Origin of the sequence: Pseudomonas sp. GX19020, assembly GCF_023371075.1 — a bacterium.
In the GTDB taxonomy this organism is placed as follows: Bacteria; Pseudomonadota; Alphaproteobacteria; order Rhodobacterales; family Rhodobacteraceae; genus Pseudogemmobacter.
This window is the reverse complement of sequence record NZ_JAMCCR010000004.1, coordinates 156,881-179,635: the sequence shown is the minus strand read 5'-3', so window position 1 is coordinate 179,635 and position 22,755 is coordinate 156,881. Positions and strand designations below refer to the sequence as shown.

The 22,755-nt window shown below is 62.9% G+C and carries 25 protein-coding genes; 13 read left to right on the top strand and 12 right to left on the bottom strand.

The window, feature by feature from the left end:
• Positions 1-50: 50 nt before the first annotated feature.
• The 3 genes from M3484_RS09885 to M3484_RS09875 are packed head-to-tail and all read right to left on the bottom strand — an operon-like array spanning position 51 to position 1,888.
• Positions 51-335 (bottom strand): putative quinol monooxygenase, encoded by a 285-nt coding sequence (locus M3484_RS09885; protein ID WP_249496736.1) that lies wholly within the window; start codon positions 333-335, stop codon positions 51-53.
• Between the two features lies 1 nt (position 336).
• Positions 337-591 (bottom strand): DUF2842 domain-containing protein, encoded by a 255-nt coding sequence (locus M3484_RS09880; RefSeq protein WP_092896389.1) that lies wholly within the window; start codon positions 589-591, stop codon positions 337-339.
• 4 nt (positions 592-595) lie between these two features.
• Entirely contained in the window at positions 596-1,888 is a 1,293-nt protein-coding gene (locus tag M3484_RS09875; protein ID WP_249496735.1) for an adenylosuccinate synthase, read from the bottom strand.
• Between the two features lie 225 nt (positions 1,889-2,113).
• Between M3484_RS09875 and M3484_RS09870 the strand changes: the two genes are divergently transcribed.
• The 6 genes from M3484_RS09870 (at position 2,114) to M3484_RS09845 (ending at position 10,110) form a co-directional block, all read left to right on the top strand.
• A complete protein-coding gene (locus M3484_RS09870; RefSeq protein WP_249496734.1) occupies positions 2,114-3,493 on the top strand; it encodes an L-serine ammonia-lyase in 1,380 nt (459 codons plus the stop codon).
• Positions 3,494-3,723: 230 nt separating this feature from the next.
• Positions 3,724-4,509, top strand: coding sequence for a ribose-5-phosphate isomerase RpiA (gene rpiA, locus M3484_RS09865; protein ID WP_092896395.1), 786 nt, complete (start codon positions 3,724-3,726; stop codon positions 4,507-4,509).
• Positions 4,509-5,933, top strand: coding sequence for an FAD-dependent oxidoreductase (locus M3484_RS09860; RefSeq protein ID WP_249496733.1), 1,425 nt, complete (start codon positions 4,509-4,511; stop codon positions 5,931-5,933). The genes rpiA and M3484_RS09860 overlap by 1 nt, the downstream gene beginning before the upstream one ends.
• A gap of 119 nt (positions 5,934-6,052) precedes the next feature.
• Positions 6,053-7,279: an FtsH protease activity modulator HflK gene (gene hflK, locus M3484_RS09855; RefSeq protein WP_283258384.1), complete on the top strand. Its 1,227-nt coding sequence runs from the start codon at positions 6,053-6,055 to the stop codon at positions 7,277-7,279.
• Positions 7,279-8,241 carry a protease modulator HflC gene (gene hflC, locus M3484_RS09850; RefSeq protein ID WP_249496731.1) on the top strand — a complete coding sequence of 321 codons (963 nt, stop codon included), beginning with the start codon at positions 7,279-7,281 and terminating at the stop codon, positions 8,239-8,241. The genes hflK and hflC overlap by 1 nt, the downstream gene beginning before the upstream one ends.
• A 378-nt stretch (positions 8,242-8,619) precedes the next feature.
• Positions 8,620-10,110 (top strand): Do family serine endopeptidase, encoded by a 1,491-nt coding sequence (locus M3484_RS09845; RefSeq protein ID WP_249496730.1) that lies wholly within the window; start codon positions 8,620-8,622, stop codon positions 10,108-10,110.
• A 103-nt stretch (positions 10,111-10,213) separates the two neighbouring features.
• On the opposite strand, the gene M3484_RS09840 is transcribed toward M3484_RS09845, so the two are convergent.
• Positions 10,214-10,819 carry a peptidoglycan-binding domain-containing protein gene (locus tag M3484_RS09840; protein ID WP_249496729.1) on the bottom strand — a complete coding sequence of 202 codons (606 nt, stop codon included), beginning with the start codon at positions 10,817-10,819 and terminating at the stop codon, positions 10,214-10,216.
• Positions 10,820-11,164: 345 nt separating this feature from the next.
• Here M3484_RS09840 and M3484_RS09835 point away from each other — a divergent pair, with 345 nt between their 5' ends.
• Complete coding sequence (locus tag M3484_RS09835) at positions 11,165-11,488, top strand: 2Fe-2S iron-sulfur cluster-binding protein (RefSeq protein ID WP_092896405.1); 324 nt, start codon at positions 11,165-11,167, stop codon at positions 11,486-11,488.
• Between the two features lie 120 nt (positions 11,489-11,608).
• Here M3484_RS09835 and M3484_RS09830 read toward each other — a convergent pair whose 3' ends face one another.
• From M3484_RS09830 to M3484_RS09820, 3 genes are all read right to left on the bottom strand, one after another.
• Positions 11,609-12,007, bottom strand: a complete 399-nt coding sequence (locus M3484_RS09830; RefSeq protein WP_092896407.1) for a hypothetical protein — start codon at positions 12,005-12,007, stop codon at positions 11,609-11,611.
• A gap of 98 nt (positions 12,008-12,105) precedes the next feature.
• Positions 12,106-12,426: a DUF8817 family protein gene (locus M3484_RS09825; RefSeq protein WP_502942450.1), complete on the bottom strand. Its 321-nt coding sequence runs from the start codon at positions 12,424-12,426 to the stop codon at positions 12,106-12,108.
• A gap of 89 nt (positions 12,427-12,515) precedes the next feature.
• Positions 12,516-13,718: a pyridoxal phosphate-dependent aminotransferase gene (locus M3484_RS09820; protein WP_092896411.1), complete on the bottom strand. Its 1,203-nt coding sequence runs from the start codon at positions 13,716-13,718 to the stop codon at positions 12,516-12,518.
• Between the two features lie 96 nt (positions 13,719-13,814).
• Between M3484_RS09820 and M3484_RS09815 the strand changes: the two genes are divergently transcribed.
• The 3 genes from M3484_RS09815 to M3484_RS09805 all read left to right on the top strand — a co-directional run bounded on the left by M3484_RS09815 (position 13,815) and on the right by M3484_RS09805 (position 15,133).
• Positions 13,815-14,237: a helix-turn-helix domain-containing protein gene (locus M3484_RS09815; protein WP_092901444.1), complete on the top strand. Its 423-nt coding sequence runs from the start codon at positions 13,815-13,817 to the stop codon at positions 14,235-14,237.
• 3 nt (positions 14,238-14,240) lie between these two features.
• Positions 14,241-14,534, top strand: a complete 294-nt coding sequence (locus M3484_RS09810) for an FAD assembly factor SdhE (RefSeq protein ID WP_249496727.1) — start codon at positions 14,241-14,243, stop codon at positions 14,532-14,534.
• 101 nt (positions 14,535-14,635) lie between these two features.
• Positions 14,636-15,133, top strand: coding sequence for a MarR family winged helix-turn-helix transcriptional regulator (locus tag M3484_RS09805; RefSeq protein WP_092896413.1), 498 nt, complete (start codon positions 14,636-14,638; stop codon positions 15,131-15,133).
• Positions 15,134-16,022: 889 nt separating this feature from the next.
• Here M3484_RS09805 and M3484_RS09800 read toward each other — a convergent pair.
• Both M3484_RS09800 and M3484_RS09795 read right to left on the bottom strand, forming a co-directional pair.
• On the bottom strand, positions 16,023-16,490 hold the full coding sequence (locus tag M3484_RS09800) for a DUF1178 family protein (RefSeq protein WP_249496726.1): 468 nt from the start codon (positions 16,488-16,490) through the stop codon (positions 16,023-16,025).
• A 126-nt stretch (positions 16,491-16,616) separates the two neighbouring features.
• A complete protein-coding gene (locus M3484_RS09795) occupies positions 16,617-17,090 on the bottom strand; it encodes an NUDIX hydrolase (protein WP_249496725.1) in 474 nt (157 codons plus the stop codon).
• Between the two features lie 260 nt (positions 17,091-17,350).
• Between M3484_RS09795 and thpR the strand changes: the two genes are divergently transcribed.
• The 3 genes from thpR (at position 17,351) to neuC (ending at position 20,163) form a co-directional block, all read left to right on the top strand.
• Entirely contained in the window at positions 17,351-17,917 is a 567-nt protein-coding gene (gene thpR / locus M3484_RS09790) for an RNA 2',3'-cyclic phosphodiesterase (protein ID WP_249496724.1), read from the top strand.
• Positions 17,918-18,001: 84 nt separating this feature from the next.
• Positions 18,002-19,042: an N-acetylneuraminate synthase family protein gene (locus tag M3484_RS09785; protein WP_171909464.1), complete on the top strand. Its 1,041-nt coding sequence runs from the start codon at positions 18,002-18,004 to the stop codon at positions 19,040-19,042.
• Positions 19,039-20,163: a UDP-N-acetylglucosamine 2-epimerase gene (gene neuC, locus M3484_RS09780; RefSeq protein WP_249496723.1), complete on the top strand. Its 1,125-nt coding sequence runs from the start codon at positions 19,039-19,041 to the stop codon at positions 20,161-20,163. Before M3484_RS09785 ends, neuC begins: the two co-directional genes overlap by 4 nt.
• A 21-nt stretch (positions 20,164-20,184) precedes the next feature.
• On the opposite strand, the gene M3484_RS09775 is transcribed toward neuC, so the two are convergent.
• From M3484_RS09775 to M3484_RS09765, 3 genes are read right to left on the bottom strand one after another with little or no spacing between them, the layout of a single operon-like run.
• Entirely contained in the window at positions 20,185-20,976 is a 792-nt protein-coding gene (locus M3484_RS09775) for an SDR family NAD(P)-dependent oxidoreductase (RefSeq protein ID WP_092896425.1), read from the bottom strand.
• Entirely contained in the window at positions 20,969-21,679 is a 711-nt protein-coding gene (locus M3484_RS09770; protein WP_249496722.1) for an acylneuraminate cytidylyltransferase family protein, read from the bottom strand. The genes M3484_RS09775 and M3484_RS09770 overlap by 8 nt, the downstream gene beginning before the upstream one ends.
• Entirely contained in the window at positions 21,676-22,623 is a 948-nt protein-coding gene (locus tag M3484_RS09765; protein ID WP_249496721.1) for a Gfo/Idh/MocA family protein, read from the bottom strand. The genes M3484_RS09770 and M3484_RS09765 overlap by 4 nt, the downstream gene beginning before the upstream one ends.
• Positions 22,624-22,755 lie beyond the last annotated feature (132 nt).

The following is a 22,755-nucleotide window of genomic DNA, read 5'->3' as shown; positions in this document are numbered from 1 at the left end:
CGCGCAGGGGATATCCCTTGCGCGCCTTTTTTCATGAGCTGTGGATCGGATCAGAACGCATCCATCAGAAGGAAGGTTCCCTCCTGCCGGCGCAGCGCGTCAATTTGCGGCACCAGGCGGCGGAAATGCTCGGTGTCGCAATGCAGATCCAGGGCGGCACGATCCGGCCAGGTCTCGACAAAGATGAAATGACCGGGATCTTTCTGATTGGTGAACAGATCATAGCTGATGCACAGGGCTTCGGCCTGGCTCAGCCGCACCAGTTCCTCATAAAGCGGACGCACTTCGGCAAGCGCCTCCGGGCGGATGAAATCCTGCGCGATGACTTTCAGCATGTCAGGGCCCCTTTGGCGCCCCGGGGTCGGGCTGGCCGATCCCGAGGAAAATCCTGCGCAAAGGCAGCGCCCAGGCAAGGCCGAGGCCGATGAAGATCATCGCTTCCAGGAACAGGGGCATCCGCTCGCCAGGCTCTGACCACCAGGCATCATTCGCCAGCCCGATCAGCACCAGCGTGACAAAGCAATAGACCGGCACCCCGATCACGAGGATCAGGAGCGCCAGATTTTTGCGTTTGCGGTAGCTGAGCGCCATCAGCTCAGTCCGCGAAAGGGTCGGTGACGAGGATGGTGTCGTCGCGTTCCGGGCTGGTCGACAGCAGGGCGACCGGGCATTGGATCAACTCTTCAATGCGGCGGACATATTTCACCGCAGCCCCGGGAAGGTCATTCCAGGACCTGGCACCTTGCGTCGATTCGCTCCAGCCTTCCATCTCTTCATAGATCGGCTTCACCCTGGCCTGAAGGTTCGCAGCCGTCGGCAGATAGTCGTAACGTTCGCCATCAAGATCATAGCCGACGCAGATTTTCAGCGTTTTGAACCCGTCAAGCACATCGAGCTTGGTGAGCGCGATGCCCGATACGCCCGAGGTCGCGCAGGTCTGGCGCACCAGGGTCGCATCGAACCAGCCACAGCGGCGCTTCCTGCCGGTGACGGTGCCGAATTCATGGCCGCGCTGGCCCAGACGCTCGCCGTCTTCATCGAACAGTTCGGTCGGGAAGGGGCCTTCGCCGACGCGGGTGGTATAGGCCTTGACGATCCCCAGCACGAAATCAATCGAGGTCGGCCCGAGGCCCACACCGGTCGCGGCCATGCCCGCAAGGGTGTTCGACGAGGTCACATAGGGATAGGTTCCGAAATCGACATCCAGCAGCGAGCCCTGGGCGCCTTCAAACAGGATACGCTTGCCGGCGCGGCGCGCCTCGGTCAGATGCTTCCAGACCGGTTTCGCATAGGGCAGGATCTTGCCCGCAACCTCTTGCAGCGCGGCTTTGAGGGCGCTCACATCAACCGGCTCCAGCCCGAGGCCGTTGCGCAGGGCGTTGTGATGGGTCAGCAGCCGGTCGATACGGGTATCCAGCGTTGCCTCATCGGCCAGATCCGCCACGCGGATCGAGCGGCGGCCGACCTTATCCTCATAGGCCGGCCCGATGCCGCGCCCGGTGGTGCCGATCTTGCCGACCGAATTCTGCGCCTCGCGGGCGCGGTCCAGCTCGCCATGGATCGACAGGATCAGCGGCGTGTTTTCCGCGATGATCAGGTTGTCAGGGTTGATCTCAACCCCCTGCGCTGAGAGGTTTTCGATCTCGGCCAGCAGCGCCCAGGGGTCAAGCACCACACCATTGCCGATCACCGACAGCTTGCCGCCCCGCACAATGCCCGAGGGTAACAGCGAAAGCTTATAGACATTGCCGTCGATCACCAGCGTATGGCCGGCATTATGGCCGCCCTGGAACCGGGCAACGATATCGGCCCGCTCCGAGAGCCAGTCGACGATCTTGCCTTTACCCTCGTCACCCCATTGGGCGCCTACGACAACCACATTGGCCATTGAGCAGCCTGCCTTTGCGAAAGAAAAAATGCGGCTGAGCTATAGCGGCTGTGTCGTCCGGGGGAAACAGGAAAAACCGGTGACACGCCAAACCTGCCTGCGCCCGCACAAACCCATGCAGCTCAATGAAAGCCGCTCGCAGGATTGCTTCTGTCGTTTTAGCGCTTACCTGTAAAGCCGCGCCCGGTCATTCTGGCGCGAGAAAACAAGCCAGGATTCGCGCGAATGTTCCTTTCGGTCTTTGATATGTTCAAAGTGGGGATCGGCCCCTCGTCGAGCCATACGATGGGCCCGATGGTGGCGGGTGCCCGCTTTCTGGACCGGCTGCGCAATTCGCCTTTCCAGGTGAAAGGGGTGCGGGCGGTGCTGCATGGCTCGCTGGCCTTTACCGGGGTAGGCCATGCGACCGATCGCGCGACCGTGCTGGGCCTCGCAGGATTCGTGCCGGAAAGCTATGATAACGACAAGGCCGAGGCGGCACTGGCCGCGATCCGCGCGACGAAAACGGTGACGCCGCCGGGTCTGCCGCCGCTGGCCTTTGATCCGGCCACCGATCTCAGCTTTGATTTCGGCCCGTCTTTGCCGGGTCACGCCAATGGCATGGTGCTGAAAGCGACCGATGCCGAGGGTGATGTGATATTCGAAGAGATCTATTACTCGATCGGTGGCGGTTTCGTCCTGACCGCCGAAGAGCTTGCAGATCAGGCCGGGGGTGGTGCCCGGGCCAAGGCAGATGTGCCCTGGCCCTTTGAATCTGCGGCTGAAATGCTTGAGATGTCGAAGAAATCCGGCCTTACGGTCGCGGCGATGAAACGGCAGAACGAGCTGAAATATCGTTCGGCCCCGGATCTGGATCGCGGCATGGCGCGGATCTGGGAGGTGATGAACAACTGCATCGACCGCGGCATCGAGGTCGATGGCATCCTGCCCGGCGGGCTGAAGGTGCGCAGGCGGGCAAAAGGCATTTATGATGCGCTCCAGACCGAGCGCGGGCTGAACCTGGTGGCGCCGCATACGATCAATGACTGGATGTCGCTTTACGCGATGGCGGTGAATGAGGAAAACGCCGCAGGAGGGCAGGTGGTGACCGCGCCCACGAATGGCGCCGCCGGCGTGGTGCCGGCAGTGATCCGTTACTGGCTTGACCATGTACCGGGGGCCTCCGCGTCGAAAGTGGGCGATTTCCTGCTGACCGCAGCCGCCATCGGGGGGCTGTGCAAACATAATGCGTCGATCTCGGGCGCAGAATGCGGCTGCCAGGCCGAGGTGGGCTCTGCCGCCGCCATGGCCGCAGCCGGGCTTTGCGCGGTGATGGGTGGCACTCCGGAACAGGTGGAAAACGCAGCCGAAATCGCGCTCGAACACCATCTCGGCATGACCTGCGACCCGGTCAAAGGCCTCGTCCAGGTCCCCTGTATCGAGCGCAACGGCCTCGGCGCGATCAAGGCGGTCTCAGCCGCTTCCCTCTCCCTGCGCGGGGACGGTCAGCACCTCGTCAGCCTCGACGCCTGTATCGAGACCATGCGTCAGACCGGACATGACATGCATGAGAAATACAAGGAAACCTCGCTGGGGGGGCTGGCGGTCAACGTGCCCAATTGCTGACCGCCGCGCCACTTGCCGGCTCCGGAAGCCTCCGGCGGGGATATTTAAGAGACAGATGAAAGGGGCAGCTTCTTTCATCTGTCCTTAAATATCCCGGGGGTGAGGCTCCACAGGAGCCGAGGGGGCAGGGCCCCCTCTCTCTGCGGCCAAAAGCCTTTTGCCCTCCGGCTGCGATTGAGGTAAGCCCGGGCCCAGGCCGCGCGCCGCTGTCACAGCCCGGAGACCCCCCCATGCCTGCCGATCTGAACCCCATCGACAAAGCCAAATTCGTTGCCGCCAAACGGGCGGTGGAATTCGTCGAGGACGGGATGAAACTCGGGCTCGGTACCGGATCGACCGCGGCCTGGATGGTGCGCTGTCTGGCAGAGCGCGTGCGCGAAGAGGGGCTGCGGGTCACCTCGGTTGCGACCTCCAGCCGCACGGCTGAGCTTGCCACCAGCCTCGGGCTGAGTGTTCGCAGCCTTGATGAGGTGCGCTGGCTCGATCTGACGATTGACGGCGCCGACGAATTCGACCCGGATCTCAACCTGATCAAGGGTGGCGGCGCCGCGCTTTTGCAGGAGAAGATCGTCGCCACGGCCTCGGATCAGATGATCGTCATCGCCGATGCCGCGAAAGAGGTCGCGCGGCTTGGCGCTTTCCCGCTGCCGGTCGAGGTGATTCCCTTTGGCTGGCAGACCACCAGGGCGCTGATCGAGGAAACCCTTGTCGCGATGGATGTGATGACGCGCGATGTGAGCCTGCGGATGACCGGCGAGCGGGCTCTTGTCACCGATGAGGCCAACCATATTCTCGACCTGCATCTGGGCCGGATCGGCAATCCTCGCCAGCTGGCGCTGGTGCTCAACCAGATCCCCGGCGTGGTGGAAAACGGTCTTTTCATCGATATCTGCGATATCGTGGTGATCGGGGCGCCGGATGGCAAAGTCTCGGTGCGCGACATCAATACGGGCTCGGTCACTGATGATCAGATCGTGTTTGCACCCACCGATAATATTTTTGCGGATCTCGACTGATGGCTTTTGACTGCGATCTCTTTGTTATCGGCGGCGGCTCGGGCGGCGTGCGCGCCGCAAGGATGGCTGCGGCCACCGGCGCAAGCGTTCAGCTGGCCGAGGAAAGCCGGATGGGGGGCACCTGCGTCATCCGGGGCTGTGTGCCGAAAAAGCTGATGGTTTTCGCCTCGTCTTTCCGCGAATTGCCCTCGCAGGCCCGCGCCTATGGCTGGGATATTCCGGAGGGCCATTTCGACTGGCAGGCCTTCCGCACCCGCCTTCATACCGAGCTTGACCGGCTGGAAGGCGTCTATCGCCGGCTCCTGGATGGGTCTGGCGTCACCATCCATGACAGCCGCGCGAAGCTGGTTGACCCGCATGAGGTCGAGCTGGCCGACGGGCGCCGGATTTCGGCGAAACATATCCTGATCGCCACCGGCGGGCGCCCCGAGCGCCCCGATCTGCCCGGAGCGGGAATGGGGATCGTCTCGGATGATGTGTTCAATTTTGAAAAGCTGCCCGAGCGGCTGCTGATCGTCGGTGGCGGTTTCATCGCCTGCGAGATGGCCTGTATCCTTCAGGGCCTCGGCGTCCGGGTCACACAATTCTACCGCGGCGCCCAGATCCTGCGCGGCTTTGACGAAGAGGCGCGGGGCCTTGTGGCCGAGGCGATGCGCGCCTCGGGCATCAACCTGCGCGTCGGCACCAATATCGCGGCGATGGGGCCGAAGGGCGTGTTCGAAGATGGGTTCGACGCACCGGTTTCGGAACTGCAACTCGATACGCGCCGGGGGGGTGCAACGGGCGGGCCCTGTGCTGTCCGTTCGACCACGGGCGAATTGTGCGAGGTTGACCATGTGCTCTTCGCAACCGGACGGCGGCCGAACAGTGATGGCCTCGGGCTGGAAGAACTGGGGATCAGTATCGGGCGGCGCGGCCAGATCGAGGTGAATGAATACAGCCAGACCGCCGTGCCTTCGGTCTATGCCATTGGTGATGTCACCGACCGCGTGAACCTGACCCCGGTCGCGATCCGCGAAGGCATGGCCTTTGTTGATACCGTGTTCCATGGCCGGCCCACGCCGGTCGATCACGACCTGATCCCGATGGCGGTCTTTACCCAGCCGGAGCTCGGCTCGGTCGGGCTGACCGAAGAGGCGGCGCGCGATCTGGGCCCGATCGAGGTCTATGCGACCAGCTTCCGCCCGATGCGCACCGCCTTTGCCGGCTCGGATGCGCGGGTTCTGATGAAGCTGATCGTCTGCGCCGACACGCGCCGCGTGCTGGGCTGCCATATCGTCGCGCCCGAGGCGGGCGAGATGATCCAGCTTGCTGCCATCGCGGTAAAGATGGGCGCGACCAAGGAAGATTTCGACCGCACCTGTGCGGTGCATCCCACCATGGCCGAGGAACTGGTGACGATGCGCAACCCTGTACGCCGGTAACAATTGCGAAAATCCTGACTTTCCCGCGAGATCGGACCGCAGCGACCCTGCTGTGGCTTGAATTCCGGGGCGGGATGCACAATTGAGATCATGATATTGTGAAGGAAAAGGACGTATCGATGGCAGGAGGTCCCTGGGGCGGAGGCGGCGGCGATGATGGTCGCGGCGGGAATCGTGGTTCTGACGACGACGGGCGCCGCGGCCCGAACGGGGGTCCGAATGGGGGCCAGAACGGCGGCCCCAATGGTGGCCGGCGTCCGGAAGGCGGGGTGCCGGAAGTCGATGATCTTCTGCGCAAGGGGCAGGAGCAGCTGCGTGTCCTGATGGGCGGGCGCGGCGGCCAGCGTGGCAATGGCGGCGGCGGGCCCCGTGGTCCGCAGGGACCGGGCCTTGGCCCGATCTTTACCAAACAGGGGCTTGTCTTTGGCGCCCTCGCGGCGGTGGCGGCCTGGGCCTTCATGTCCTTCTATACGGTGCGCCCGGAAGAACGCTCGGTCGAGCTGTTCCTCGGTGAGGCGTCGGGCATCGGCAATCCTGGTCTGAACTTTGCGGCCTGGCCGGTTGTGACCTATGAAAAGGTCCAGGTGACGGGCGAGCGCACCACCGATATCGGTGCTGCCGACGGCAATGCCGGCGAGCTGATGCTGACCCGCGACCAGAATGTCGTCGATATCGGCTTCCAGGTCGTGTGGAACATCACCGATCCGCAGGCCTATCTCTTCAGCCTGGCTGATCCCGAGGAAACCATCCGCGCTGTGTCGGAATCCGCGATGCGCGACATCATTGCGCGTTCGGAACTGTCGCCGATCCTCAACCGCGACCGGGGTGCGATTGCCTCCGATCTGCGGGTGGCGGTGCAATCCACGCTCGACACCTATAACGCCGGGATCCAGGTCATCCGTGTCAACCTTCGTCGTGCGCAGCCGCCGGCGGATGTGGCGGATGCGTTCCGCGCGGTGCAATCGGCCCAGGCAGAACGCTCGCGGCTGGAGAACGAGGCTGACGGCTACGCCAACCGCGTGACCGCCGGCGCAAGGGGTGAGGCCGCGCGCCTGACCGAAGAGGCCGAAGCCTACCGCGCCAATGCGGTGAACTCGGCCGAAGGTGAGGCCGCGCGCTTCGTCTCGGTCTATACCGAATATGTCAAAGCGCCGGAAATCACCCGCCGCCGTCTTTATCTCGAGACGATGGAGCGTGTTTACGCGGGCATGAACAAGGTGATCCTTGACGGGGTTGCCGGTGGGGCGAATGGTCAGGGCGTGTTGCCTTTCCTGCCGCTTAATGAACTTGGACGCGGGTCTTCCGCAACAGCCGCCGCACCTGCGGCAGCAGGGGGGGCCAACTGATGCGCTCTGTCATCATTGTTCCCGTGATCGTCGCCCTTGTCGCAACCGCGCTGTCTTCGGTTTTCATCGTTGATGAACGCAAAAAGGCGCTGGTGCTGCAATTCGGTCAGGTCAAGCAGATCAAGGAAGATGCGGGTCTTGGCTTCAAGATGCCCTTCATCCAGGAAGTGGTCTATTACGAGGACCGTATTCTGGGCCTGAAAACCGCTCCGATCGAGGTCACGCTGCTGTCGGATCGCCGGCTGGTGGTGGATGCTTTCGCGCGCTGGCGGATCAGCGATCTCCAGGCATTCCGCCAGGCGGTCGGGGCCGGTGCTGAAGACCGCGCCCAGGCGCTGCTGAACAACATCCTGCAACAGGCGATTCCCGAGGTGCTGGGTAATACCACCCAGGACCGCGTGCTCAGCCAGGACCGTAACGCGCTGATGAACGAGATCCTGACCATCGCGCGGCGCGAAGCGCAGTCGATGGGCGTTCAGGTGATCGACGTGCGGCTGACCCGCACCGACCTGCCGGATGCCAACCTCAAGGCCACCTTCGACCGGATGCGGTCGGAACGTGACCGTGAGGCTGCTGATGAGATCGCACGGGGCGGCGAAGCCGCGCAGCGTGTTCGCGCTGCGGCTGACCGGACCGTGGTCGAGGAAACCTCCTTCGCCCGTCGCAGCGCCGAGGTGATCCGCGGTGAGGCCGATGCAGAGCGCAACGCGATCCTTGCCGATGCGTATGGCGCGGACCCGGAATTCTTTGCCTTCATCCGCTCGCTCACGGCTTATGAGCAGGCGCTGAAGGGGCAGAATTCCTCGATCGTGATGGAGCCGGACAGCGATTTCTTCGCCTATCTGCGCTCGCCGGGAAGCACGGCCTATACGCCGGTCGAGACGCCGGAAAACCTGCCCGCGCCGCCGGTTGCGCCAGAGGCCGCTCCGGCACCGCAACCGGTCCCGGCTCCGGTGGAGTAAGGCAGACCCCGCGCAAATGCGCGTCAACTACAGAAGGGCTGGCTTTTGCCGGCCCTTTTGATTTTCGCAGACGGGGATCGCGGGCAGGTACAGTCCCGGCTTGTGGATCAAGAGCTCTGCGGTCTTTCGTGATAATCTGAGCGAGACGCGGGCAGGGCGATTTTCCCGCCCGCAGGCGGGGTTGCCCCTGAAGGAACGAACGCTTGCGTCAGGGTTCGGTTACGCGCCGATCCGGCCTGTTCACGCGGCTTTGACAGGGCGCGACAGGGTTTGCATTGCGCGCCGCTTTGGCTCAGAGTTTCTTATGCACTTATCCGGACCGGCCTCAGGCGACTCCAACCCGCGACGATCCGGCTGCACGTCCAAAGGAGACCAGATTTGTCCCGCCCCCACACCGTTTCCCTGCGGCCCGCCCGCTCGTCCATCCGGTCCTCCGTCCTGACCGGATTGCGCAACAGCACGATGCTGGCGCTCGCGCTCAGCGCGGGGCTTGCCTTTACCGCGCCGGCCCCGGTGCTGGCCTTCGGCGCCCCTGATACTTTCGCCGATCTTGCCGAAAAGATCAGCCCTGCAGTGGTCAATATCACGACCTCTTCCGTGGTCTCGCGCCCTTCGGATGGTGGCCCGGTTGTGCCCGAAGGCAGCCCGCTTGAGGATTTCTTCAAGGATTTCGGGGGCAGGGGCAATTCCGGCCCGCAACGCTCAGAAGCGCTCGGATCGGGTTTCGTGGTCTCGGAAGATGGCTATATCGTCACCAATGACCACGTCATCAAAGGCGCGGACGAGATCACCATCGAATTTTTCGGCGGCGAGAAACTGCCGGCGAAACTGATCGGCACCGACCCGCAGACAGATATCGCGCTGTTGAAGGTCGAGGCTGATAAGCCGCTGGCCTTTGTGTCCTTCGGCAATTCCGATCTGGCGCGGGTGGGCGACTGGGTGGTCGCGATGGGCAACCCGCTTGGCCAGGGCTTCTCGGTCTCGGCCGGGATTGTTTCCGCCAGAAACCGTGAGCTTTCGGGTACTTATGACGACTATCTGCAAACCGATGCTGCGATCAACCGCGGCAATTCGGGCGGGCCTTTGTTCAATCTCGACGGCCAGGTGATCGGGGTGAATACCGCGATCCTGTCGCCGACCGGTGGCTCGATCGGGATCGGGTTCTCGATGGCCTCGAATGTGGTGACCAAGGTTGTCGATCAGCTGAAACAATATGGCGAGACGCGGCGCGGCTGGCTCGGGGTGCGTATTCAGGACGTCACCCCGGATATTGCCGAGGCGATGGGGCTGGCCAGTGCAACCGGCGCGCTGGTGACGGATGTTCCGGAGGGCCCGGCCAGAGAGGCGGGCATGATCGCAGGCGATGTGATCCGGCTTTTCAATGGTCAGGATGTGAAAAACGCCGGCGATCTGACGCGCCGCGTCGCCGATGCGCCGGTGGGCGAGGCGGTTCCGGTCGTGGTCATTCGCGACGGCGGTTCCGAGACGCTGAACGTGACGCTGGGGCGGCGTGAAGAGGCGGAGCCGAAGACCTATCCGGCCTCGGCAGACCCGCAGGAGGTGCCGCAGGGGCAGCTTGAGATCCTCGGGATGCAGCTGGAACTGGTGACAGATGGTCTGCGCGATCAGCTTGGCCTGCCGGGCTCGGCCGAAGGGCTGGTGGTTGCCGGCATCGACCAGACCTCGGAAGCCTGGACCAAGGGATTGCGCGAGGGCGATGTGATCACCGAGGTTGGCCAGCAGAAGATCGCGCGGGTGCAGGATATGAAGGACCGGATCGAGGAGGCGAAAAAGGCGGGCCGCAAATCGGTGCTGCTGCGCTTCAGCCGCGGTGGCGATCAGCGCTTTGTGGCCCTGCTGGTGAAGTGAGCCGGTCCCAGAACCAGGCCTGACATCGGGGCGGCGGGGGAAACCTCGCCGCCTTTTTTGTTCGTACGGGGCGTAGGATTTCGGGGGGAGCTGCGCAAAGCGGTCAGAAATCCCCGACCACAAGTCCCAGCTCGCGCGCGGCCGCGAGCGAAAGGTGATCCGAATCGAGCCCCCGGCTTTGCTGCCAGCTTCGCAGCGCCTTGCGGGTCGGCGCGTCTGTCACTCCGGTCAGCGGCAGAAGATATAGGCCGCGCGCCTTCAGCGCCCGTTGCAGGGTGGCGATGAATTCGGGCGTCATAACCTCGGGGCAGGGCACGCGGAACCAGACAGTGCTGCGATCCGTGACAATGCGCTGCCGGGCTTCAGACGCAAAGCGCGCCGGGGTAAGGAGCGTACCGGCCTCGTTCCGGGTCTCGGGTGAGATCAGCACCTGTTCCGTGACCGTCTCGATGACGGCCGGGCGGATGTCGGATTGCCAGCAGGCGCCCTTCGGCCCCTTGGGCGGACCGGGTTTTCCCTTCAGATCCACCAGCTCGGCCGAGAAATCAGCGCGGGCCGGGCCTTTAGGAATGCCCGCGCCGGTGCAGGCGGCGAGGATCAGCACGAAAGGGATAAAGCAGGCGAGACGCCGCTTGCGATATGCGTTTGTCCTGTCACGGGCGAACCCCTGATGCGGCGCAGCGAGGCAGGGCAGGTCAGAGGGGGTCATCGGCTTCTGCTCTTGTTTTCCGGTCACCGGCAGGCCCGATCGGTTCCTGGGGGTCTTTTCCTGTCCGGCGCTGCTGCGGGCACCCGCTCAGGCTGTAAGGCTATCCGCATCGGGAGAGGGTGGCAACAAGCGGCAGGCGCCGGACAAGGAAAAGACATGGTCATTCTGCATGTGGCGATCCTGCGGGGGGCAAAAGCAGGGAGCCCCCCATTTGTCGCAATTCGCCTGTGTGGTGACTGCTCTGGCACAGCGGCACGGGATGACATATGTCATGGGCAAGACAGGGAATTCAGCGCCGGGCCCGGCTTACGGGCCCCAGAAAACAGACGGAAACCGGGGACGGCAATGGCGAAGATCACCTATATAGAATTTGGCGGCAAACAGCATGAGGTCGAGGTCGCCTCTGGCCTGACGGTCATGGAAGGGGCCCGCGACAACGGCATTCCCGGCATCGAGGCCGATTGCGGTGGCGCCTGCGCCTGCTCGACCTGCCATGTCTATGTCGATCCTGCCTGGGTGGATAAGATCCCGGCCAAGGATGCGATGGAAGAGGATATGCTGGATTTCGCCTGGAACCCGGATCCGCTGCGCTCGCGCCTGACCTGTCAGCTGAAGGTCACGCCGGCAATGGATGGGTTGATCGTGCATATGCCCGAGAAGCAGATCTGACCGTCGGCCAGCGGTCGCTCCGGGCGGGCTGAGATTTTTCAGAAAAAATCTCAGAAAATTTCTTAAAAGAAATTTGACCGGAATTCTTTGAATTCCGGCGCTGCTCGCTATCGTTGCACCTCAGGAGGTCAGCCGCGCGGCCTTTCTGCGCACCAGGACGCTGCGCAGGTCATGCATGGCAAGCAGCAGGGCATCGGTGACCTCGTCAAGCTGCGCATCACTGGCCTTTGACTGCACCCATTGCGAGGTCATGTTCAGATGATCCACCGTGCGCAGGATGTCATCCGTCTCGCGACCGTCGAGCAGCGCGCGGCGCTTTTCAAGCCAAGTGCGGATCGCCTCAAGATCCGCCTCTGACAGTTCGCGATCGCCATGCGGCCGGATGGTGCCGTTCTTCACATTGACGCTGGCGATCTCGTCCAGCTCGATGCGGCGCTGGCGGTTTTCCGTATCCACCCGGCAGACCGTGGCCCCGTTTTCCCGGATACGAAAGTAATAGGGGGGCAAGCTGTCGGACATGTCGGGACTATTCCAGGCGCTATGGGCAAAAATCGTCAACCCGGCTGATTTAAGCGTAAATTCCCGCGAAAACCAACCCCCGCTGACGCCCGCCCATCTCAGTCACGATTGTCAATCACCCGCAGCAAAGATCCCTCCGGATCAATCAGCGCGAACATTCTCGGCGCATCATCCGGGCGGAAGAAACCGGTGAGGCGCGGGATCCCCTCGGCGGGGAGGCCTAGCTTTTGCCATTCCCCAAGTAGAATATCCGGGTCATCCACCCGGATACAGGCCGAGAAACTGCTCTGTGCCGGATCAAAATCGGGCCAGGCGAAAAACTCCAGCTCCAGCGCGCCGCGCCCGAGGATCATCCAGCCCTCGCTGAAATAGCGCGTGGCAAAGCCGAGCCGGGCATAGAATTCTGCCGTCGCCCGCATGTCGCGCGACGGCAGATTGGCAGTGATCCGGTCATGCGACATGGTTGTTCCCGGCGGTTCCCTGTCTGATCATGACGTCAGGTTTCCGCTCAGACAAGGCTCGCGCAAAAGTTCTGGATCCGGGCACAGGCATCGCGCAGCACCTCGTCCGAAGTGGCATAGCTCACGCGGAAATTCGGGCTGAGACCGAACGCCGATCCAAAGACGACCGCAACTCCGGTCTCTTCCAGAAGTGCCGTCGCAAAGACCTCGTCATTGGTGATCACCACGCCTGCGGGTGTCGCCTTGCCGATACAGCCAGAAATGTCCGGATAGACATAGAAGGCGCCTTCCGGTTTCGGGCAGGTGATGCCGGTCGCCTTGTTCAGCATCGAAACCACCAGATCGCGGCGCCCCTGGAACACGCGGCGCCAGTCGGCGAGGAAGTCCTGCGGCCCGCTCAGCGCCTCCAGCGCGGCCCATTGGCTGACCGAGCAGGTGTTCGAGGTCGATTGCGACTGGATCGTCCCCATCGCCCTGATCAGCGCCACGGGGCCTGCCGCATAGCCGATCCGCCAGCCGGTCATTGCATAGGCCTTCGAGACGCCATTGCAGGTCAGGGTGCGGTCATAAAGCCCCGGCTCGATCTGGGCCGGGGTGGTGAATTCGAAATCATCGAACACCAGGTGTTCATACATGTCATCCGACATCACCCACACATGCGGGTGGCGCATCAGGACATCGGTCAGGCCCTTCAGCTCTTCGCGCGAATAGCCCGCACCGGTCGGGTTCGAGGGCGAGTTGAAGATCAGCCATTTGGTCTTTGGCGTGATCGCAGCTTCAAGCTGTGCGGGGGTGATGCGGAAATTATTCTCAAGCGTCGCCACCACTTCGACCGGGGTGCCACCGGCGAGCTGCACCATATCCGGATAGCTCACCCAGTAAGGCGCCGGGATGATCACCTCATCGCCTTTGTTCAGCGTGGCGATCAGCGCGTTGAAGAGGATCTGCTTGCCGCCGGTGCCCACTGTCACCTGGTTCGGGGTATAGGTAAGGCCGTTCTCGCGCAGGAATTTTGCGCAGATCGCGGCCTTGAGTTCGGGGATGCCATCGACGGCGGTATAGCGGGTCTTGCCCGCATCAATCGCGCGCTTTGCGGCATCGCGGATATGTTCCGGCGTGTCGAAATCCGGCTCGCCGGCACCAAGGCCGATCACATCCTTGCCGGCTGCCGCCAGTTCTCGCGCTTTGTTTGTGACCGCGATCGTGGCCGAGGGTTTCACGCGGGCAAGCGTATCGGACAGAAAGGCCATTTCCGGGTCTCCGGTGGGATTGTTTGCATTTTCCGGTCTCGGGTCTTAAGTTCGCCCCCCCGTTCATACAAGCGATATCAGCAAAGGAGAGGCATGATGGCGGAAAGCAGCACAGGACGTGAGCCGGGCGTGGATCTGGCACCCGAGGACTGGTTCTCGGCGGATGTGGCGACCTTTGGCGACCGGCTTGCCGGTGCGCGTGAGGCGGCCGGGCTGAGCCAGGAAGATCTGGCGCAGCGGCTGGGGGTGCGGCTGACAACGCTGCAGGCCTGGGAAGACGATATGGCAGAGCCGAGGGGCAACCGGCTTTCGACGCTGGCGGGGATGCTGAATGTCTCGCTCGCCTGGCTCCTGACGGCCGAAGGCGACGGGTTGGGCCTGCCGGAGGCAGAGGCTATGCCGGCAGCGCTGAGCGATGCCCTGGCCGACCTGACGCGGCTCAGGGCAAAGGCGGCGGGGCTTGTGCAGGAGATCGCAACGGTGGAAAAGCGGCTCAGACAGGCTTTGCGGCAGGAGTGAGCGATGGTTGCGAAAGAGGGGGCGGTGCCGGGGGAAAGCCATGACGCCCGGCTCCGCCGGATGCGGATGCGCAGCTGGCGCCGTGGCATCAAAGAGATGGACCTTGTCTTCGGCCCCTTTGCCGATGCCGGGCTGGCGGCGCTGACGGCGGAAGAACTGGATCTTTATGACCGGCTTTTATCCGAGAATGATCAGGACCTGCTGACCTGGGTTCTGGGCACGGTTGCCGCCCCGGACTGGACAGCGCCTTTGCTGCCCCGGATCGCGGATTTCGCCGGGGCGCGGCTCGCGCGCTGATCTCTTCGCGACAACTCGCGGCAAAATCGTCGCGAGTTTACGGAATGTTTGTGCTTTGTGCCGATTCTGTATCCGTCTGTTACGTGCGGAGCAAAGTACAAATGTCCCTCCATCAATCCGTCCTCGATGGATCGCAGAAAGCGTTCCTCTCCTGCTATCTCGACAATCTGGGCCTGGTAGAACGCCTGCACAGATTGCTGCTTGATGTCATCAAGGACGAGTTCGAGCGCCTGCGCGTGCTGGAGGTGAACCCGGTCCAGGCCCTGCTCCTGTTCAACATCGGCGAAAACGAGGTGACCGCGGGCGAGCTGAAAAGCCGCGGTTACTATCAGGGCTCGAATGTCAGCTACAATCTCAAAAAGCTGGTCGATCTTGGCTATATGCACCATCAGCGGTCGGAAATCGACCGCCGTTCGGTACGGGTGCGGCTGACGGAAAAGGGCCGGATCCTGCGCCATCAGGTCTCGGATCTGTTTCTGCGCCATGCCGAAGGCCTCGAAAAACGCGGCGTGATCGATGTCAGCGGCATGGATGAGATCAATACTTCGCTGCGCCGTATGGAGCGGTTCTGGACCGAACAGATCCGCTATATCTACTGAGATATTGCCTTGCCCCCGGGGATGGTGCTCCCGGACCAGCGCGGGCATATGGCCGTGAAAGCGGTCGCGCGGCCGCTTATCTCAACGGCCTGAAGGGGCGCACATTCGCGCTGGGTGCTGTTTAGTGGCCGTGAGGGAATGTGGCGTGCAGCCGCAATGTCGCACAGGCAAATAAGATCATCACGAGGGCGCCGCATCGTGCAGATCACGCTATTCAAGGTCACAGCCGAGGCTGTGGGGCCATTGCGAGATCTGGGTGTCGCTGTGTGGCACAGGCCAGGCGCGACCGCGCTGTCGCAGGGCGCGGCTGCGCCGCTGGATGCCTGATCTGGCATCCGATCCGAGGGCGGCGTTTCCCGGCAATTGGCCTTTTCGGATGGTTCTGGCCGGGAACGCAGCCTTTGACAGGTCGCTGAAATCATCGCGTGGCAGGTCTGCTGTTCAGGGGTGGCCTGCCTCGCAGGTCGCGCCTCTCGTTCCTTCTGCCGGCTATCCGGAGGTGTTTCCCGCAGGGGATCATCAGACCAGTCTTCGATCCCGGACCGAGTCAGGACAAAGCTCTGGCCGGTCTTTGCCACCGTGGTTTTGCGCCTTTGCTGATCCCGACGACCAGCGCGGGTCTCCGCTGCGGCGACCATCAGGTGATGCCCCCTTCGCCAGGTTTTACACCCTGCAGCAGGCGCAGATTTCATCGGGGCGATATACGATTACACAGCGTCCTCGCCCGTTTCTGCGCGATAACGCACTTTCCTGGCGATCAGGGAGCAGTCAGCGCCGTCCGGACATTCCCCGGACAGTCCTGAAACAGGGCCATGTCAGGCTCGTCTCGTACCTTGACCGCCTTACCAAACCGATCTCTGGCCGTGTCGCCTCCCGCCGGAAGGTGCGCTCAGTTGGCCTTGCGGCGCGGCAGGAAGGGCAAAGGCATCACACGCACGCCATCTTCGAGCAGTTTCCGTGCCTCTTCCGGCCTGGCCTCGCCATAGATCGAGCGCTCGGGTGCATCGCCGTCATGGATGCGGCGCGCCTCGGATGCGAAGTTCACCCCGACATATTCCGAGTTCTTTTCGACCTCGCGGCGCAAAACAGCCAGGGCATTCTCGATCTCGGCGCGCGAGGGGGGCGGTGACGCAGCAGGGGAGGCTTCAGGCGTGGCCGAAGCCGGCAATTCCCCGGTGGCTGCCGCCTTGCGGGCGGGGCCGAGCGAAGGCGTCATCAGCGCCTTTTCAACACGCGCGCTGCCACAGACCGGGCAGGCGAGGTGGCCGGCGCGCGAAAGGTTGTCAAAGGCCTGGCCATCGGCAAACCAGCTCTCAAACCCATGGCCTGCTTCGCATTGCAGCGTGTAGCGGATCATTCTTCGTAATCTCCTGCTGGCCCGGGCCTTTGATGCCGGACCACATAGCGCGGAAGCTAGTGTTTCGCGGGCGCGGGTCAAGACCACAGCCGCCGGTTCCTGTCGGGGCCGGTGAAAGGCCGGAAGTCAGACCCGGGCCACGCCCTGCACTGAACCGCTTTCCTCTGTGCCGGTCTGTTTCGCATTGCCTGCCGCGAAGGCCAGGATCAGCTGTTGCAGATCCGGCTCGTCAACCTTGCGGGCCGCTTTCTCCGGGCTGAACCATTTGCGGCGGCGCTGACGATATTCGGGATATTTGCGGGCAAGGCTGGCGACCCGCACCGGATAGACTTCGACATCGCAGCGCAGCGCCAGATCGGTGTCGCGGCACAGAACCTTGTCATAGCTGTAATTTCCGACTGGAAACCCGTCGGTTGCCCCGGTCACCCCGGCCTCTTCCCAGGCCTCGGTCAGCGCCGCATCGGCATGGCTGCGATCCGCCATCGGCCAGCCTTTGGGCAGCACCCAGCGGCCGGTGTCACGGCTGGTGATCAAAAGGATCCGCGTCCCGTCCTTGCTTTCATTCCAGCACAATGCCGCAAGCTGAACCCTGACATCCAAGTCGGAATCCCGATATGTTACCCTGACCTCTTTGTTCATATTCTTTACCAGCTACCTTCGCACCCGTTCGGCCGTCGCAGCAAAACCCTGCGGGCCCGGGAGTCTGTTATACATATGGTTCATTCTGCCTGACGCGCATCGTCCGGCCTATTGCTATATAGAGATTTAACAAGATTTTCTGCCTGTGAGACTAATATGCACAAGATTGTGACGGTGTGCCGGATCGAAATCCCCGCCCGTGCGGGATGTGGGGTGGGCTGATGCGGGTATTCATCGGGCTGGAAATGCCGGGATCTGTGCGCGAGGCGCTTGTCCTGCAGCAATTCCTTCTGCCGCTGCAGCGCAGGGTTGCGGCAGAGGACATGCATCTGACGCTGCTCTTTTGTGAGGATCTCGCCGATGACCTCGCGGATGCATTGCATCTCGCGCTGTCCGATCTGCAGCTGCCGGGGTTTGCGCTGTCGCTGGCGGGGCTCGGGCTTTTTGGCGGCACGAAACCCCACAGCGCCTGGGCCGGGGTTGCGCCCTCTGCGCCGCTTGCCGCGCTGCAGGCTGCGGTCGAGGCCGCCGGGCGGCGTGCGGGGCTTGATCTTCCGCATCGCCGTTTCATGCCACATGTGACGCTGGGTCGTTTCAGCCGCCCTGATCCAGCCACGCTGATGCGGCTGGAACGCGGCGTCGCGGCCGGGGCGGGCTTTGTCAGCGACGAATGGCATGTCGATGAGATTGTGCTCTGGCAAAGCGTGCTGACCGCGGGCGGCCCCCGCTATAGCGCGCTTGCCCGCTATCCGTTTGCGCAGCATCGCCGCCCGCCGCGCGATCCCTGACCGCTTCCTTGACAAGTCCGGGGCAGGGGTGCAGCACGGGCAGAGCTTTACACGATCAGTCCAGGACAGAAAGCAGACCTGCCGATGACCCGTTCCATCACCATTGCCGGCCGCGAGATCGGCCCCGCCCATCCGCCGCTGGTCATCGCCGAAATCGGCATCAATCACGGCGGCGATCTGGATGTCGCGAAAGAGATGGTGCGCCTTGCCGCCGGGGCCGGCTGCGAGATGATCAAGCATCAGACCCATATCCTTGAAGACGAGATGACGGAGGAGGCAAAGCAGATCTTTCCGCCGAATGCCGATGTCTCTATCTGGGAGGTGATGGCGCGCTGTGCTCTGAGCCAGAGCGATGAGGCCGAGCTTAAGCGCTATACTGAAAGCCTCGGGATGATCTGGATCTCGACGCCGTTTTCGCGCGCGGCGGCTGATTTCCTCGAAACCCTCGACGTGCCGGCCTATAAGATCGGGTCTGGAGAGGCCGATAACCTGCCGCTCATTCGCCATATCGCGAAAAAGGGCAAGCCGGTGATCATGTCGACCGGTATGCAGACCATCGACACGATCCGCGCGAGCGTGGATATTCTCGATGCCTCGGGCGTGCCCTATGCGCTGCTGGAATGCACCAATCTTTACCCGAGCCCGCCAGAGATCGTATCCCTGCGCGGCGTGACCGAGCTGAAGGACGCCTTCCCGAACGCTGTTGTCGGTTTTTCCGACCATTCCATCGGGCCGGAAATGGCGCTGGCCTCGGTCGCGCTTGGTGCCACGATCCTTGAGCGCCACTATACGGACTCGCGCTACCGCAAGGGCCCCGACATCATCAATTCGATGGACCCGGCCGAACTGCGTTTCCTGGTAGACCGTTCGAAAGAGATCTGGATCGCGGCGAATAACCCGAAACAACGCTCGGCGCCGGAAGAGGATGTCTACCGTTTCGCGCGCGGCTCGGTCGTGGCGGATCGTGACCTGCCGGAAGGCCATGTGATCCATGAGATCGATATCTGGGCGCGGCGTCCGGGCTCGGGCGAAATCCCGGCCTATGAGTTCGACAAGCTGATCGGCAAGCGTCTGACGCGCGCGGTTACGCGCAATACCCAGCTGAAATGGAGCGATCTGGCGTGACGTCGGTGCCGCGCAGGATCCTCTTCCTCACCGGCACCCGCGCCGATTTCGGCAAGCTGGAGCCGCTTGCGGCGGCGGCGCGTGAGGCGGGGCATGAGGTCACGTTTTTCGTGACCGGCATGCATATGATGACCCGCTACGGGCTGACCGCGCATGAGGTGCGCCGCCAGCCCGGTATTGCGACGCATGAATTTCTGAACCAGCGCCCCGGCGATCCGCAGGATATCGTGCTGGCGAAAACCGTCACCGGCTTTTCGGATTTTGTCACCGAAAGCCGCCCGGATCTGATCGTCCTCCATGGCGACCGGATCGAGGCAATGGCGGGCGCGCTGGTTTCGGCCACGAATTACATCCGCTCGGCCCATATCGAGGGGGGCGAGGTTTCCGGGACCATCGACGAGGTGTTCCGCCACTGCAATACCAAGCTTTGCACCCATCATTTCGTGTCATCTGAGACCGCGAAACGCCGGGTGATGGCGCTTGGTGAGCCCGAGGATGTGATCCATGTGATCGGCTCGCCGGAACTCGATTTCCATGCGCGTGCCTCGGGCGTGACGCTGGACGAGGTGCGGGCACGCTACGCGATCCCCTTCGAGGAATACGGTATCGCGACCTTCCATCCGGTGACCTCGGAACAGGCAACGATGGGTGCCCAGGCCGAGGCGCTCTTCGCGGCTCTGGTCGAGAGCCAGCGCGATTTCGTGGTGATTGCGCCGAATAATGACCCGGGGTCCGAGGCGATTTTCCGGGTGCTCGACAGCCTGCCGAAGGCGCGGTTCCGGGTGCTGCCCTCGATGCGTTTTGCGCATTTTTCCGAACTGATGCGCAATGCCGCCTGTATCGTCGGCAATTCCTCGGCCGGGGTGCGCGAGGCGCCGTTTCTGGGCGTGCCTTCGCTTGATGTCGGCACGCGGCAGACCAACCGGTCAGATGCGGCCTCGGTCACGGCGGTGTCGGCTTTTGACCGCGCGGCGATCCTTGGCTTCCTCACCACGGCCTGGGGGAACAAAGCGCCCCGCGATGCCGGTTTTGGCGAAGGCGCTGCGGCGGATCGTTTTGTCGAAGTGCTGGCCGACCCCGCCTTCTGGGACCGGCCTTTGCAAAAGGCGTTTCACGATTGAGGCGCCGCGGGGGGCGGGCCGTTACCAGCCCGAGAAACCGCCATCCACATTGATCAGCTGCCCGGTGATATAGCCGGATTGCGGGCTTGCAAGGAACAGCATCGCATCGGCAATCTCATCGGGTTTTGCCATACGGTCGAGCATGATCAGCTCGCCCACGCGTTTCTGGAATTCCTCGGAATGGCCATTGAACACCGCGCCTGGCGCGATGGTGTTCACGGTCGCGCCACGCCCGGCCCAATAGCCGGCAAGCCAGACCGTCAGCCCATGCACCCCGGCTTTCGAGACGCCGTAGGCCGAGAAATTCTTGAAGGGCATCCCGTCATAGATCCGGTGATGCGCGCCGTTCAGAGCATACATCGAGGCGACATTGACCAGTGTGCAGGGGCGACGCCCGACAATGTCACGATCCATCTGCCGCGCGATCATGAAAGGCGCGGTCAGATTGGTGCGCATGGTCTTTTCCCAATCCGCCACTTCGAGATCGGCGAAATCGGGGAACCCCTTGCCGGCGCCCATCAACAGCTCGCCGGTAATGGCGGCATTGTTGAGAACGACATTGGGCTCCCATCCGTCTTTTTCGATGCGCTTGAAGATGGTTACGACCTGATCTTCATCCGACACATCAAGGTCGTAAAAGCGGAAATTCTCGTTTCCGGCATGGGCCTCTTTCAGCGCCTCGGCCCGGTGCCCGGCAAGGTCGGAACTTACCACCCGCGCGCCTTCGGCCAGCATGCGGCGCACATAGGTGCTGCCGAGCACGCCGCCCGAGCCGGTGATGAAAACCGTGCGGCCTTTCAGTTGATCAGCCATGATGCTCCCCTTCCTGTGCTTCTTTCAGCAAAAATTCGACCAGCCGGAAATCGAACGGGCTGTCGATATCGACGCAGCGCTCGGGCGGCATGAGGTAAGGGATCACGCGCCCCTCCCAGAGACCTTTCGAGCGATGCAGGTAATCGGGCGCAACGACATAGGTCGAGGCCGCATGTTCATAGACCACCGGCGCCTGCTGACGCGCGACCACGCCGCCGGGCAGGGGTTTTGAGACATGCAATGCGCCGGTCGCATCGGGTTCCACAAGGTTGAAATAGGGGTTCTTGCGCGCCTCGCAGCAGGACATGACCATGTCCGGCCTCTCACTCGCAAAGAGATCCAGCGCGCCGGTGATATCCTCGGGCAGCCGCAAAGGCGAGGTGCAGTCAAGGTCGAGAAACGCCGTCACCGTGCGGTCAAGCAAAGCCTGCGAAGCGTCAAGCGCATGCGCCCAGACCCCCCATTTCCCCGCCTGATCGGTCGCCAGATGCGCAGGCCGCAGCCCGATTTGCAGCGCGCCCTTTGCCACGGCATGGTCATAGATCTCTTCATCATCGGTCGAGACCACAACGGCATCGACGCCGGGATGCGCGAAAAGCTGATCCAGAGACCAGTCGATCAGCGGCTTGCCGCAGATTTCACGGAAATTCTTGCGCGGCACGCCCTTGGACCCTTTGCGCGCGCCGATATGACCCAAAATCATGTGAGCTCCTTATCGATCAGGCCAATGAACCGGCGATTCTGCCAGGCCTCGCTGATGAGTTTCGCTGATGCGATGACGCGATCCAGCCGTGGCAGACGTTCGACCGGATCGGGGCTTTGCCCGGCCACCAGCGCCAGAAAAGCCCGCATCGCATCCAGGAACATCGCATTGCGCTCCAGCGGCAGGTCAAGCAGCCGCTCGCCCGCCAGGTCCTGGATCCGGTAGATCTGGGCCGCGAAATCAAAGTCAAAGCTCTGGCGGGTGCCGTGCAACACCGTCCGCCGATGCAGGCGCGGCGTCAGGTAATCCATTGCGACCGAGCCCGCCGCCTCTCCCTCGCGCTGGCGGAGTGTTACGAAACTCGCCAGATCAACACCCGGGTAATCGGCATGGCCCTGTGACAGCACCTCGTCTGGCTGCAGCCCGGGGAACAGGCATTGCGCCATATCAAGCTCATGGCACAGATCCAGCAGCACGCCGCCGCCTTTCTCCCGCGCAGCATAGCTTTCCGCAAAGGACCAGTTCTGCCGCCATCGGGTGACATCATGGCCAATCGCAAAGGAAAACCGAAAAATATCCGACAGATCGCGGCGCGCGAGTTCGCGAAACGCCGGATGCCAGCGCATCATATAGCCAACCATCGACCGCTCTGCGACCGGCGCAGTGCAGGTGCTGATCTGCTCCACTTCTTCTGTCGTAAAGGACAGCGGTTTTTCTACATAGACCGGCAGCCCCTGGTCCGCCGCCGCACAGATCACTTCCTTTCGGATATCGGTCGCGGTCGCCACCACCACCGCATCATGGTCGCGCAGATCCGCCTGCAATCCGGCCGCGCCGTATCCCCTCCAGCCGCGCAGGCTCGCCACCGCCCCAAGCGTCTGCAGGTTGTCATGATGGCGCCGCCCGATCGAGCCCGCACCCACCACCAGAACCTTCACCACCATCGCCAGCCTCCGCTTTCTCTGTCCGGCATCGCATGAACCTGCAGCGCCGAACAGCCCTTTTCATCTGTCCGAAAATATCCTCGGGGGGAGCGCGGGCACCGCGCGCGGGGGGCAGACAGCCCCCCGTTGCCC